Origin of the sequence: Robertmurraya phoenicis (assembly GCF_047302285.1) — a bacterium.
Lineage (GTDB): Bacteria > Bacillota > Bacilli > Bacillales > Cytobacillaceae > Robertmurraya.
This window is the reverse complement of sequence record NZ_CP154845.1, coordinates 657,242-671,729: the sequence shown is the minus strand read 5'-3', so window position 1 is coordinate 671,729 and position 14,488 is coordinate 657,242. Positions and strand designations below refer to the sequence as shown.

Below are 14,488 nucleotides of genomic sequence, written 5' to 3'. Positions count from 1 at the left end.
GGAGAGTAGAGAGAATGATTTCCATTAACCGATTGACGAAAAGTTTCGGAGAATTACAAGTCCTTAAAGGGATTGATCTCCATGTTGAGAAAGGGCGAGTGGTCGTTGTGATCGGCCCTTCTGGCTCAGGGAAAACGACCCTTTTAAGATGCTTAAATATACTAGAGGTCCCTACCACAGGAATCGTTACAATTGGGGAGCAAACGTTAGATTTTTCTGCTCGTGTGCCTAGTAAGGCCGTTTCTGTATTTAGGAGGCAAACGGGCATGGTTTTTCAAAGCTACAATCTGTTTCCCCATAAAACAGCGTTGGAAAATGTGATGGAAGGACCGTTAACAGTTAAGAGAGAAGAGCGAAATTCGGTTCAAAAAAAGGCAGTGACGCTGCTTGAAAAAGTTGGCCTTGGCGATAAAGTCGATGTTTACCCTTTTCAACTTTCAGGAGGTCAGCAGCAACGGGTTGGAATCGCCCGCGCCTTAGCGATGGAACCAAATGTCATGCTTTTTGACGAACCAACCTCCGCCCTTGACCCTGAGTTAGTCGGCGAAGTGTTAAAAGTTATGAAAGATCTGGCTAAAGAAGGGATGACCATGGTCGTCGTCACTCACGAAATGCGTTTTGCGAGGGAAGTCGCCGATGAAGTCATCTTCATGGAAGACGGGATTGTTGTGGAAAGAGGAGCTCCTAATGAAGTTTTCACCAATCCAAAGGAAGAGCGGACACGGCAGTTTTTGCAGATGATACAATAGGGCGATTTCCGGAATTATAGGTGAAAGTTACGGAATTATCGATAAAGTTACGGAATTAACGGCCGAAGTTACGGAATTATTGATAAAGTTACGGAATTACGTCCGTTTTTTCCGGAATTAAGTCTCTTTGGCTTACGGATAAACCTAGAAACCTGCAGTCCACCGCCCCGCTCCCCATTCTAATCAAAATCGAGTATGGAAGTGTCCCCATATTCGATTTTTTTCTCCCCATATATGTTAAAATCATTGAAATACATTTTTTACTGAGGAGGAGCATCACATGCAAATCTATCAAGCAACGCTGGCAGATTTAGAGGAGGTCGCCACCCTTTTTGATATGTATCGTCAGTTTTATCAACAACCGACCGATCTAGAAGGTGCAAGGAACTATATTAGAAAACGACTAGAAAACAAGGAATCTATTATTTTTATCGTGAAAAACAATGAAAAACCACTAGGCTTTACACAGCTTTATCCAATATTTTCATCGATATCGATGGCAAGAGCATGGATTTTGAATGACCTATTTGTGGAAAAGGATGCAAGAAAACAAGGTGTAGGAGAAATGCTTTTACATAAGGCGAAAGAGTTCGCTGTCCAAACGGGTTCCAAAAGCATCAGCCTAAGCACTGCCCTTGACAATCACTCAGCTCAACGACTATACGAGAAACATGGCTACATTCGGGACAGCCAATTCTATCATTACGAACTAAATTTAGTGGACTGAACTTTAATCTGCACTTATTCTCCACATTCTTGCGGTAAACTAATTTATATTGAAAGCAACTCAGGTGATCCTATTGAAAAATTTATCAATTAAGCTGGGAATTCTATTTTTTATTATAATTTTTTCGCTTATAACGTCTTTGTTATTCTACCTGCATAGGGGAATTGCTGATACACGGGCTGAAGAGGAAATCGAAGCCCTTCAAACGCGAGGAAATTCACATCGATCCGTGCTTGAAAAACACTTTAAAGAAGATACGATTGGCCATGTTGTACTGATGGAATCTGAGTCTCGAACAGATGTCGTCATTACCAATCAACGTGGAGAAGTCATACTGGCCTCTAAACCGATAGAACAATTTGAAAAATACGTTCCTCTTCCCGGCCAACAAATTCCCAGAGAGGGACAGGTGATTGAAAATAACTGGAAGACAGAACCGTATATTGCAACGATTAGTCCGATTTATCTTCATAACGAATTGATGGGCTATGTCTTTATGTTTGAAAACACTGAATCGGTCCATTTGTTGATGAATAGTTTGAACGAACACTTTTTTCTCGCAGGCATACTGTCTGTCATTTTCACCCTCATCATCATTATTTTTCTCTCAAAAGGCATTACAAAACCTTTGATCACAATGAAGGAAGCGACCTATCAAATTAGTAAAGGGAATTTTTCTGTCTCTTTTCCGAAAGCTTCAAAAGACGAATTAGGTGAATTGGCCAAATCGATAGAATCGCTCGCCACAGAATTGAACTATTTAAAGCAGCAAAGAAGCGAGTTTCTCGCCAGCATTTCACATGAACTTAGAACGCCACTTACCTACATAAAGGGCTATACCGATATTGTCAGGAAAAGAAATTTAAGTGAAGAAGATCAGAAAAAGTACTTAACGATTATCTCTGAAGAAACAAATCGCTTATCCAGCCTTATCAAAGAGCTATTTGATTTAGCAAAAATGGACCAAAATACTTTTCTGATCCACAAACAAAATCTTGATTTACAACCTTTTTTAAAAAAAATGTCTCAGAAGCTCACACCGGCTCTTACAGCGAAAAATATCCACTTCACTCTTGATTGCCAGCCAGAAATCCATTTGATGGCCGATCCGATTAAGCTTGACCAAATCTTGATTAATCTTTTGGATAATGCGATAAAGTATTCTGCAGATGGGGCCAAGATTGAGCTAAAGGCTTGGAAAGTGAAAGGGCTCATTCATCTAACGATAGAAGATAACGGAAAAGGCATTCCTGAAAAGGATCTCCCCTTTATCTTTAATCGATTTTATCGGGTCGATAAGTCAAGAACCCGAACTCTTGGTGGAACAGGTCTTGGCCTAGCAATTGTACAAGAACTCGTCCATGCCCACGATGCCGAAATTTCTGTCACGAGTAAAGAAGACGCCGGCACAAAATTTGAACTTCTTTTTAAGGAGAAAGCGAATGAAGACGATATTATTAATTGACGATGAACCAATGATGCTCGATTTATTATCCTTGTACTTAACTCCCCTTGGTTATAAATGCGTAAAAAAACAATCTGCCAAAGACGGGATAGCTTTTTTAGAATCACACTCTGCCGACTTAGTCTTGTTGGATGTGATGATGCCAGAAATGGATGGCTGGGAAACATGTGAAGAAATCCGAAAATATTGGGATATTCCCATCATTATGTTAACCGCCATGAGTGATAAATCAGATATTGTTAAAGGATTAAAAGGTGGAGCAGATGACTATATTTCGAAACCTTTTGATGAAGAAGAGCTTACGGCACGAATCGAAGCCGTTTTGAGGAGACATAAAAGCTTATCAAGCAAAGTGACCTTCAAAGGACTCGTGTTAGACAATGATTCTTATCGACTGCAGTACAATGGGAAGGATATTCCGTTAACCCCGAAAGAGTTCGCGATGATGAGTTTGTTCTTAAGTAATCAAAATAAAGTGTTTACGAGGGAACACTTGATTATCACGATTTGGGGCTATGAGGTGGCGACCGAGGACCGAACCGTCGACTCGCACGTCCGAAATTTACGAGACAAGCTCCGTAAGGCTGGCTTTCCTCCAGATGAGTATTTACAAACCGTCTGGGGAGTCGGCTACAAATGGGCAAATTAAAGTGGTTGCCAAAACGGCAACCACTTATCCCACGATAATTTTTTCCTTCGGATAGTGATAATTCTCTTCCTGTTTTCCTCTATGAAACAAGAAAATGAAGGAAAGGATTCCAATTCGTCCGATGAACATGAGAGCAGTAATGACAATTTTTCCAATGGGACTAAGCTCTGTTGTAATTCCCATCGAAAGTCCGGTCGTTCCAAATGCTGAGCTCACCTCAAACATAATTTCCATGATGGAAAACGGCTCAGTTTCTAACAGAATGATCGTTGCAATGAAACAAATCATAAAAGCAAGGAAACTAACGACAACTGATTTGCGAATGTCATCTTCATCAATTTCACGTCGAAAAACTTTAATACTTTTCTGACCTTTTGCAAACGAGACAATTAGCAATACGACAACGGCAAAAGTCGTCGTTCTTATTCCTCCACCGACGGAACTTGGTGAAGCGCCAATAAACATCAAAAAGCAAAGGATCATTAACGTCCCAGCTGAAAATTCACTCACATCCATCGTTGCCAAACCACCATTTCTTGTGGTAGACGATTGGAAAAAGGCATAGAAAAACGACTCATGCCAACTTTTATTCGCAAAAAAATGGGTTGCTTCAAACAGTAAAATGGCGATCGTTCCAAAAAGCATTAATGAAAAAAACGTAACCGTTGTAAGCTTCGTATATAGAGAAAAATGAGTACCTATCTTTGCTTTTTTATTCCTAAAATAATCCCTTAATTCGATTAGGACAGGGAAACCAATTGCTCCTAGTGTCAATAAAATGATATTAATAAACTGGACAAAGTAATCTTGAGCAAATGGGACAAGTGAATTGCCTGTTATATCAAAACCCGCGTTCGTTGTCGCACTGACAGAAGCAAATAACCCTTGCAAGTAAGCCTCTTGCCAGGTAGGATAAAATTTCAGAAAATACGTACCAAGGATCGTAGCGCCCACCAATTCTATTAATATAATAATGACCAAAATCTGACGCATTAATTTTACCAACCCTGATAAATGAGATTGGTTCTGATCCGTCATAATTAATTGTCTTTCTTTCAAACCAATCTTCTTTCCGAGCAAAATCCACACAAATGTCCCGAGTGTCATAATTCCAATTCCACCAAATTGAAGAATGAACATTAGAATGAATATTCCAGGTGTACTAAAGGTATCTATGGTTGAAACAACTGAAAGACCTGTAACACTAATGGCACTGACTGCGGTAAATAATACATCAAGCAATTTCCAACTTACTCCCGGCTTTAACGCAATTGGTAAGCTCAGGAGAATCATCGAAGCGATAACAGCTATCACATAGAAACTGACCATTAACTGAGCCGGACTTAGCCGATTCTTTTTTTTCATCATTTTAATTTCCCTTCAGTAGGATTTCCTGCACTATAGAAAAAAGACCATCACAAATAGAATGGTCTAGGTAAAATCCTTTGACCCTTCTCTCGAATATTCACATAACGCTTACGAGGTTAGCTGTCGGATTAGGGATTGAGAGTACCCCTTCTTACTACGTAAGATTCACCCCAAGATACAATCAGAAATTGTATCAAAATTGGTTCCCCCGCTCTTAATTAGACTCAGCGATTAAAAGGTGTGGATATTAGATTTTCAATGAATACACACAATCTACTCCCGTTTCAATCTTTTGTCAATTATTTTTATAAAAAAAATCTGCCCCTCCATCGGGACAGATTCATAAACTTTATTCTGCAGGAGATAACTCGTCTTCCGTTACCCATTTATGATATTTAACCTCTTCCCCATCAGGAGTCGTGAAATCAACCATATAGACGGTTGTTTCTTCAGCTGTATCAATGGTAACCGCTGCATCCTCCATGCCTTCCATATGTGCAGCATCTGTTTTTACTTCTGTTCCAGGAACCAATGGCGCTTCACCCGGATCGATCAACTCTTCGTGAATGACCCATTTATGATTTTCTACTTTTTCACCGCCGTTAGTTGGTGTATACGATATGGCATAAACCGTTGTATGGTAAGCACCAGAAACGGTGGCTTCTGCACCTTTCATTCCTTCCATATGATCCGTTTCAATAATCACTTTGCTGCCAACCTCATAGGTAGGATTTTCCTCAACTTCTAACCCTTCAGGAACTTCGCTTGTTCCTGACATCTCCATATGGCTATGGCCTCCGTCGGCTGATTGTTCGGTAAGTTCCGAATCACTCTTGTCTTCTGCACTCTCATCCTCATTCGCATTAGAACAAGCACCTAAAACGAAGATCGCAGCTACTAAAACCAGTATCCAAGCACCTTTTAATTTTTCTAACATTTTTCCATATCCTCCTTATCTCTTTAGAAGTGAGATATTTGTCACAGCACTAACTTTAACAAGAAAATGTGCAGAAATGATGGAGAAAAATATCAAAATTCACTCCTTACGATTCCGTCGTGATATGACTTTATTAAAAAGGGCGACGTTTATGATCATCGCAAAAGCATAAAAGATAAAAGAATAGACGGTCGTCCAATTTTTGAAATGATAGACATCAAAATACTTGTGCGATACCCATTCTAAAAACGTTAATATGAGTGCCCAAAGTAAAATAGTAACCCAGTTATTCATTTGATACTTTCGATAGAAATAAAAGGAAATTACGATCGGAACAGGATACACACCAACCTGTAAAACAGAATCAAAAAATTCTCCATAGGGATAATCAAGGGTATCATATAAATCTAAAGGCTTTTCAGCTAATAACCGGTCCCCTACTGTCCCAAACCAACTATTAAATACGAGAAGAGCAATGATTTCTCTTTTTAATAAAACTCGTTCACTTTTTTGCAGAAGATAAAGAAACGTCCAAACAAGTGCTAAAATTGCTAAGACAAAAAATTCATTTTTATCAAAGTTTCTCGGAGCTAGCGGTTCAAGTAAGTCCATGATTTTACTCAATGGCAACACTCTCTTTTTTTAGTAAATGATGATAATAACAAAGAAATAAAAACGAGAAAATTACAATAAACAAACACATGAATACATCAATCATGAAGACCCATGATTCCGATTCACACTGTAAAACACCCACTTTTAAAAAGATGTATTTCGAAAATACTTCCAAGCAACACCATCCTATGACATACCAAAAAGAGTGAGTGATTCTTTGCCGATAAAGAGCCCAAACGAGCAAAACAGGGATGATCCATCCGAAATGGAGGAAACCGATGATTCGGGGAATGTATTCTGCCTTTAAAAATAATCGTTCATAGGCAGTTGATATTTTAAAATTGATATGTTGACATAAAAAAGAAACAAAGAAAAACAAAATAGTCACTTCTAATTTATAGAATCTTCGTTGTAGGTTTCGAAATAAAAAAATAACTAATAAAGAAATTATCATAATAATGACTAAGAGAATTTTCATACACAATGTTCACCCTATGCGCTATTTAGGTTTTATTATGACCTCTCTTGGTTATTTTATCCTTTACTTAAAGCCAAAAAGCACAAACCATCACTTCTTGGTTTGTGCTTCTCATATTAGTTTGATTGGGTCTCCATAAATTCATGACGAATTAATTCTTCCAGGCTATCCCACCATATCGTGTTGTTTTCATCATTTTGGATCTGAGCAATTCCATTGGTCACTTTAATCCATTTTTTCGTGTCGTCATCTTTGAAGTAACCACTTATTTGAGTTGATAAAGGAAAAAAAGATTCGAAAGGTGAATACACGGTTCCGTAGTAGATCTTACTTCCATCATAATGATCATGAATCCAATCATCATGAAAATTTACGAGCCAAGCATTTTGATCGGTTGGGATCGTAACCAGTTTTACCTTCTTTTCGAAAACCTCTTCTTCCTCAATATAATCAACATTTTTTATTTTCATGTCTACCCTTCTTACACACTTAATTTTTCTCTTAGTGTTGGAATAGCATTGACAATATGGTGGTTAATTCCCAGTTCTTTTGGACTGAATCCAAGAGCTAAGCCAATAAGCTGTGGTAAATGAATGACTGGCATCGTAATATCAGTAGATGCTGTTTTTTGAATATCTGGTTGATACATATCCATTTGCATTTGGCAAAGCGGACATGGAGTAACCATGACATCAGCCTGAGCATCTTTTGCTGATACGCAATCATTTTCAACCATTTTAAAGACCTCTTTTTCAGCAGGGAAAACGGCATGGAAACCACAACATGATAATCGCTTATCAAAATCTACAGATTCGGCTCCTAAAGCATCTACAACCATTTCCATCGATTGTGGGTTTAAAGGATTCTCAAAGCCCATGATTTTTGGTGGACGGACGATATGACAACCATAGAAATTCGCTACCTTTAACCCTGTTAATGGACGAACCACCTTTTTCTTTAAGTTCTCAAGACCATAATCTTTAATCATTGCCCAAAGAAAATGGGTCACATCAGATGTACCTTTATATTCTAAATTAGATTCTGAAAGACCACGATTGACATTTTTCTTTACGTCTTCCTTTGTATCAAGCTGATCTTTAGCTGTACGAAGCATAAGCGTACATGTATTACAAACGGTTAAAATAGGCAAATCTAACTTTTCGCCTAATGCGATATTTCTTGCATTGATAGATGTAGAAAGGTTCTGATCAATATCTTGTACATGGCTTGCACCACAGCAAGTCCAACCTGGTATTTCGATCAATTCGATTCCAAGAGCCTCCGCTACTTTCATTGTTGACATCTTAACTTCCTTAGCAGCTGATTCCAGTGTACATCCAGGAAAGAAAGCATATTTTAACTTTTTCATTCTTGCACCCCTTGCTGCACATAGGCATATATTTTACGAACATCTTCAATTCCTTCGACTTCTTTAGGTATTTCAAGTGGGTTGATTTTCCCTTTTGCCATCATTCTCATTGCTAAAGGAACCCGTTTTTTCATGGTCGTAAAGACTCCTTCAGTTTTCATCGGCAATGTAGCCTCATTTAAGCGGCCTTTATTTTTAATATCATTGTAAAAAGCATATGCATGACGCGCTCCTAGGTTTTTCGTTTCACCCATTTCCATCGTCATACTACGAAGAGAGGCAATCTCACTAGTCAGATCAATCTCTTTTGGACACTTTGTGACACACTCCATACAGTGAACACATTTCCATAGATCATTATCTAAAACCGCTCTAAGATGTTCTTCAGGATTAGCCGTTCTTGAATCCATGACAAATCGGAATGCTTTATTTAATATAAATGGATCTAAATAGCTGTCATCACTTGAAGACTCTAATACGTTACAAGAAGAAGAGCACACTCCACATAAAATACAGTCAGAAGCTGCATTGATTTTATGGAAATCGCGTTCAGATTGTATAAATCCTTCTTCTCTGCTACCGTCACTAGATGGGTTGAGCCATGGCTTAACCTTTTTCATCTTTTCAAATTTTGGTTCCCAGTCAACGACTAAATCACGAACAACCTCAAATGAAGCGAGTGGTTCAAAAAATAAAGTGTCTGTCATTAATGTATCAAGGACATCGTCTAAAGGAGTTTTACAAGCTAAAAATGCCTGACCATTTATCTGTACAGCACAGCTACCACAAATGGCAGCACGGCAAGCTGCGGTGTAAGTGAAACTTTGATCATATTCTTCTTTAATCGTTGTAAGAACAGTGAGTAGAGTCATGCCTTTTTCATAGGGAATTTTATACTCTTCAATCCAGCGCTTACTTTTACCATCATATCGTTGAACCCTACAAGTAATTGTTCTCATCAGTACTTCCTCTCCTCAGGTTGATACTTTGTAATAGAAACTGGCGCATATTCAAGTCTAAATTCGTCACCTTTTTTGTAGACCAGTGTATGCTTTAGGAATTCCCCGTCATTTCTAGTAGGATAATCCATGCGTGAATGAGATCCACGACTTTCTTTACGCGCGATCGCTCCCATTGTCACGCTTTTTGCTAGACTTAAGAGATTGCCTACTTCGATATATTGTAGAAATGCAGTGTTATAGTTTTCAGATTCATCTTCAATATAGGTTTCTTTATAGGCTTCCATTAGTTGATCAATTTCAGCAAGTGCTTGTTGCATCTCTTCTTCCACACGGAAAATCCCAACATTATTCCAAAGGGTTTCAGCCATTTTATTGCGAATTTCATACAAATTGACGTTTCCTTTTTTCTTGCTACGCATCGTATCAAATTTAGATTTCCAATTTCTTGCTTCGTCTTCCACTTTTTTCGCATTTCCATAAGAACGAGATAAGGCCACATCTCTTGCACCTGCTCCTGCTACTTTCCCGTAAAATACAGCATCTGCAACGGAGTTCGCTCCTAGACGATTGGCACCATGAAGTGAAACACAAGCACATTCACCAGCGGCATGAACACCTTCTATAATCGTTCCACCTGTTTTATAATCTGTGACATCAATTCCACCCATTACATAGTGACAACTTGGACGAATTGGAACCGGATCGGTGATTAAGTCGACTCCTTCAAATTCCAATGCAAGCTGACGTACCTGTGGCAGACGTTCCATAATTTTTTCTCTACCAAGATGGCGTAAATCCATGTACACATATGCTGTGATACCCTCACCGAATCCACGTCCTTCTTTTATTTCTGTTTCAATGGAGCGTGCAACTAAGTCACGTGGCCCTAATTCCATTTTTTCAGGTGCATAACGTTCCATAAAACGTTCACCTTTATTATTGATGAGATATCCACCTTCACCACGACATGCTTCAGAAAGGAGTGTACCTGTTTTCGCCATTCCAGTTGGGTGATATTGAACAAATTCAGGGTCCTTTATGGCAATACCTGCATCAAGACATGCCGCTACACCATCACCTGTCATATTGAAAGCATTGGTTGTTCTGCTCCAATAAATTCGACCAAATCCACCTGTTGCAACAACGACTGATTTAGCAGCAATTGGTACAATTTCCCCTGAACGGAAATTCATGGCCACAATCCCATCTAATTTCTTATCTGATTCCACGAGAGACATAAGAAACCATTCGTTTAAAAATTCAACATTATGCTTCAGGCACTGCTCAAATAAAGCATGTAAAATAACGTGACCTGTTTTGTCAGCAGAATAACAGGCTCTTGGTTTAGATGCGCCTCCGAACGGGCGTTGTGCCACTTTCCCATTCTCATCTCTTGAAAATGGTACACCATAATAATCAAGTTCTTTTATAGAGGCCGGCATTCCCTCTACAAAAAATTCGACTGCGTCCTGATCTGCTAGGAAGTCGCTCCCTTTTACCGTATCTTTAAAATGCAATTCAGTTGTGTCACTTGAATCACGGTTTCCTAGGACCGCATTAATTCCACCCTGTGCAGCCCCTGTATGGGACCTTGTCGGATATGTTTTACTAATAACAGCAACACGTAAATTATTATTTTGACTAGCTTCAAGCGCTGCTCTCATTCCTGCACCACCGGAGCCAACAATTATGACATCATAGTAAAGCATGCTGATACCTCTTTTCTATAGATTTAATCAATCTCATAATCTTGCACTTCACCTTTATACATGGTGAAATCGGCTCGATTGTTAACCATTTATAAAAAGGCCCTTTTCTAAAAGGTTGTTGCTTTTAAAAGTTTGTTTCTTGTGTAAAAACCATTACTATTTTTTTAGGAAAGAGCCGTTCCTAACCAAATTTAGTTGTAACGTTTGAAGTTTTTAGCGCGAAAATTAGTGATAAATTTATGAAAATATCTTTATAATGGATGGTTTACTAGAGTTATTGACCATTTAATAAGTTTGATTGTTTTACATTACTATTTAGTAGGAGAAGCGATAATCGCTCCCCCTACTACTGAAATTAATCTTCTATTCTATATTGCTCTACGCCTAATTGATATAAGTTGTTTCCTTCACTATCGATCGCTACAATACATGGATAGTCAACCACTTCTAAGCGACGAATTGCTTCTGGGCCAAGCTCTGGAAAAGCAATAACCTCAGCAGATTTTACACTATCTGCAATTAAGGCTGCTGCTCCGCCAATAGCTGCGAAATAAACAGCTCCACGTTCCTTCATTGCTTCAACAACCTCTGGGCTACGTGGCCCTTTTCCAATCATCCCAGTCAAGCCTTGTTCAATAAGTTTTGGTGAATAGGCATCCATTCTTCCACTTGTAGTAGGTCCACATGAACCAATGACTCTTCCTGGCTTCGCAGGTGTCGGACCAGCATAATAAACAATTTGATCCTTTAATTCCATCGGAAGCTCTTCACCGCGAGCAAGTGCTTCAACAATTAGTTTGTGTGCCGCATCACGAGCTGTGTAAATCGTGCCAGTAATGGAAACCATATCTCCTGCTTTAAAATCCTTCACTGCCTCCCTAGTTAGAGGAGTTGTTAACTTCTTAAGCGTTGCTGTTGCCATCCTTCATCACCTTCTCATAATTATTAATTCCATCATTATAGGAGTCCTGATAACATTTGAAGTAACGACTTCATTCATTCAATGTAAAAATCGTCTTTCGCAACAAGCGAAATATTACAAAATAACTTCTTTATGTCTAGCTGCATGACAGTTGAGTGTAACCGCTACAGGTAGAGTGGCAATATGAGTTGGGAAAGTTTCAATATGGACAGCTAGAGCCGTAACTTTACCACCAAAGCCTTGAGGCCCAATCCCCAATTTATTAATTTTTTCAAGTAACTCTTGTTCTAATTCTGCATATTCAGAGTTTGGATTTGGTTCCTCAACTTTTCGCGCAAGAGCTTTTTTTGCTAATAGCGTACACATATCCATCGTTCCACCAATTCCTACTCCCACGATGACTGGAGGACAAGGATTTCCGCCTGCTTTTGTTAATGAATCAATCACAAATTGTTTGACCCCTTCAAGGCCTTCTGCAGGTTTTAACATTTTCAACGTTCCCATGTTTTCACTACCTGCACCTTTAGGAAGGATTTGAATTTTCAACTGATCACCAGGCACTAAAGATGTATGAATAACAGCGGGTGTATTATTGCCTGTGTTATCACGATGGAAGACAGGATCCTTTACAACAGACTTTCGTAAATAGCCATCTGTATAGCCTTGACCTACACCCTCATTAATGGCTTCTTCCAATGTTCCACCTACGATGTGAACATCCTGACCAAGTTCAACTAGAACAACGGTCATTCCCGTATCCTGACACATAGGTGAGTTCGTTTCACGAGAAATCTCGACGTTTTTTACGATTTTTTCAAGACTATATTTACCAAATTCAGATTCTTCCACTTCAACTGCTTTTCTTAGTGCAGTCTCTACATCTTCAGGAAGATCGCATGCAGCATTTATACACATTTCTCTTACTGCGTCTACAATCGTTTCTTTTTGAATTTCTTTCAGTTTTACTACAGTTGTCATTCAGAACGCCTCCATATATTTATTGGAATTCTATTAAAAAAATTGAACTTTTTTCACAATGTTTTACACGTTTTTACCAAAGACCGAGAAGTTTCCACCATGCTGCACCGATACCGAGCCATACAACAATGTGTACTAATGAAATGACAAAACCTACGCTCCACCATTTATTCTGGTTCACATATCCTGCACCATATAGAACGGCAGCTGGTCCATTACCATAGTGTGTAAGACCCGCAAATAAGTTACTAAAGAAAGCAAGCAATAACGCTGAAAGCATTGGTGGTGCACCTGCTACAATCATTACACCTAGGAAAGCTGTATACATGGCACTAACGTGTGCAGTATTGCTGGCAAAGATATAGTGACTATAGTAATACACAAGACCTAGAATTAAGAATGCTACTATCCAACTTGTACCACTTACAGCACCACCCATTTTGTCGCTGAACCAAGGAATTAAGCCTAGTTCATTTAACTGTGATGCCATCATAACAAGTGCTGCGAACCATACTAGAGTATCCCAAGCACCTCTTTCATTTTTAACATCTTCCCAATTTAATACTTGAGTAAATAATAGAAGTGTTAAACCGATAAGACCAACTACTGTTGCTCCCCAACCTAAAAGGCTATCGCCAAAGATCCAAAGGAGTAATACAACCGCAAAAGCGAATAGCATTAGCTTTTCTCCCTTTGCCATCGAGCCCATTTCTTTAAGTTTGTTAGATGCCCATGAAGATGCATCTGGGGTGCTCTTTATTTCTGGTGGACTCAACCAGTAAATGACTAATGGAATAAGAATTAAACTAATAATACCTGGAACTAAAGCTGCTATAGCCCAACCACCCCATGTGATGTTAACACCTAAATCTTTTGCGAGTGAAACAGCTAGTGGGTTAGCTGCCATTGCTGTCATGAACATGGCTGAGGTAATATTGTTTCCATGAAATGTTGTTAATGTTAAGAAAGTACCGATTTTTCCTTCTGTTCCGTCACCTGGCTTAGAACCAAATGTTTCAGATAAGCTTCTTCCGATTGGATAAATGATTCCGCCTCCACGTGCGGTGTTACTTGGTGTTGCTGGCGAAAGAACCAAGTCACTGAATAACAACGCATAGGAGAGTCCGAGAGTCTTTTTACCAAATGCTTTTACGAACATGTATGCAACCCTTGAACCTAAACCTGTTTTAATAAAACCTCTTGAAATAAAGAACGCTACAACGATTAACCAAATGGTTGTGTTAGAAAAACCAGATAATGCTGTTTTATCATCCAAGACTCCGGTAATGATCGTTACCGTAATGGCAGCAATTGAAAGTGGTCCCATCGGAAGTGGTTTAATAATGAAACCGACGATTGTTGCTGCAAAAATAGCGAGTAAATGCCAAGCCTTTGGATCGAGCCCTTCTGGTGTAGGAATAAACCAAATGACCAAACCTACCGCAATGGTAATAATAAGGTTCTTGAGGTTTAATCCCCCCTTATTGTCTTTCTTTTGTTGCGTTGGTATAACAGTCTTCATTTTGCTTGCTGGGACTGCCATGTTTTTTCACCTCTTTA

The 14,488-nt window shown here is 39.0% G+C and carries 14 protein-coding genes and 1 riboswitch; of the genes, 4 read left to right on the top strand and 10 right to left on the bottom strand.

Annotation, left to right across the window (positions count from 1 at the left end; translation table 11 throughout):
- Positions 1 to 14: 14 nt before the first annotated feature.
- The 4 genes from AA0X71_RS03120 (at position 15) to AA0X71_RS03105 (ending at position 3,590) form a co-directional block, all read left to right on the top strand.
- Entirely contained in the window at positions 15 to 749 is a 735-nt protein-coding gene (locus AA0X71_RS03120; protein ID WP_413359096.1) for an amino acid ABC transporter ATP-binding protein, read from the top strand.
- A 280-nt stretch (positions 750 to 1,029) separates the two neighbouring features.
- Complete coding sequence (locus AA0X71_RS03115; protein WP_413359094.1) at positions 1,030 to 1,476, top strand: N-acetyltransferase family protein; 447 nt, start codon at positions 1,030 to 1,032, stop codon at positions 1,474 to 1,476.
- Positions 1,477 to 1,549: 73 nt separating this feature from the next.
- Positions 1,550 to 2,941: an ATP-binding protein gene (locus tag AA0X71_RS03110; protein ID WP_413359092.1), complete on the top strand. Its 1,392-nt coding sequence runs from the start codon at positions 1,550 to 1,552 to the stop codon at positions 2,939 to 2,941.
- On the top strand, positions 2,919 to 3,590 hold the full coding sequence (locus tag AA0X71_RS03105; protein ID WP_413359090.1) for a response regulator transcription factor: 672 nt from the start codon (positions 2,919 to 2,921) through the stop codon (positions 3,588 to 3,590). Before AA0X71_RS03110 ends, AA0X71_RS03105 begins: the two co-directional genes overlap by 23 nt.
- A 24-nt stretch (positions 3,591 to 3,614) precedes the next feature.
- Here AA0X71_RS03105 and AA0X71_RS03100 read toward each other — a convergent pair whose 3' ends face one another.
- The 10 genes from AA0X71_RS03100 to AA0X71_RS03055 all read right to left on the bottom strand — a co-directional run bounded on the left by AA0X71_RS03100 (position 3,615) and on the right by AA0X71_RS03055 (position 14,450).
- Positions 3,615 to 4,958, bottom strand: a complete 1,344-nt coding sequence (locus AA0X71_RS03100; protein ID WP_413359088.1) for a TrkH family potassium uptake protein — start codon at positions 4,956 to 4,958, stop codon at positions 3,615 to 3,617.
- Positions 4,959 to 5,049: 91 nt separating this feature from the next.
- A riboswitch (cyclic di-AMP (ydaO/yuaA leader) is annotated at positions 5,050 to 5,198 on the bottom strand.
- A 109-nt stretch (positions 5,199 to 5,307) separates the two neighbouring features.
- Positions 5,308 to 5,895 carry a YdhK family protein gene (locus AA0X71_RS03095; protein ID WP_413359085.1) on the bottom strand — a complete coding sequence of 196 codons (588 nt, stop codon included), beginning with the start codon at positions 5,893 to 5,895 and terminating at the stop codon, positions 5,308 to 5,310.
- Between the two features lie 99 nt (positions 5,896 to 5,994).
- Positions 5,995 to 6,519 (bottom strand): hypothetical protein, encoded by a 525-nt coding sequence (locus AA0X71_RS03090; protein ID WP_413359083.1) that lies wholly within the window; start codon positions 6,517 to 6,519, stop codon positions 5,995 to 5,997.
- 585 nt (positions 6,520 to 7,104) lie between these two features.
- Entirely contained in the window at positions 7,105 to 7,458 is a 354-nt protein-coding gene (locus AA0X71_RS03085) for a molecular chaperone GrpE (RefSeq protein WP_413359080.1), read from the bottom strand.
- Positions 7,459 to 7,469: 11 nt separating this feature from the next.
- Positions 7,470 to 8,357, bottom strand: a complete 888-nt coding sequence (locus tag AA0X71_RS03080) for a CoB--CoM heterodisulfide reductase iron-sulfur subunit B family protein (RefSeq protein WP_413359077.1) — start codon at positions 8,355 to 8,357, stop codon at positions 7,470 to 7,472.
- Positions 8,354 to 9,316 carry a succinate dehydrogenase/fumarate reductase iron-sulfur subunit gene (locus AA0X71_RS03075; protein WP_413359075.1) on the bottom strand — a complete coding sequence of 321 codons (963 nt, stop codon included), beginning with the start codon at positions 9,314 to 9,316 and terminating at the stop codon, positions 8,354 to 8,356. The genes AA0X71_RS03080 and AA0X71_RS03075 overlap by 4 nt, the downstream gene beginning before the upstream one ends.
- On the bottom strand, positions 9,316 to 11,028 hold the full coding sequence (locus tag AA0X71_RS03070; protein ID WP_413359072.1) for an FAD-binding protein: 1,713 nt from the start codon (positions 11,026 to 11,028) through the stop codon (positions 9,316 to 9,318). Before AA0X71_RS03070 ends, AA0X71_RS03075 begins: the two co-directional genes overlap by 1 nt.
- A gap of 355 nt (positions 11,029 to 11,383) precedes the next feature.
- Positions 11,384 to 11,950 carry a Fe-S-containing hydro-lyase gene (locus tag AA0X71_RS03065; RefSeq protein ID WP_413359069.1) on the bottom strand — a complete coding sequence of 189 codons (567 nt, stop codon included), beginning with the start codon at positions 11,948 to 11,950 and terminating at the stop codon, positions 11,384 to 11,386.
- Positions 11,951 to 12,064: 114 nt separating this feature from the next.
- Positions 12,065 to 12,928, bottom strand: coding sequence for a fumarate hydratase (locus AA0X71_RS03060; RefSeq protein WP_413359067.1), 864 nt, complete (start codon positions 12,926 to 12,928; stop codon positions 12,065 to 12,067).
- 73 nt (positions 12,929 to 13,001) lie between these two features.
- Positions 13,002 to 14,450 carry an anion permease gene (locus tag AA0X71_RS03055; RefSeq protein WP_413362451.1) on the bottom strand — a complete coding sequence of 483 codons (1,449 nt, stop codon included), beginning with the start codon at positions 14,448 to 14,450 and terminating at the stop codon, positions 13,002 to 13,004.
- Positions 14,451 to 14,488: the final 38 nt, after the last annotated feature.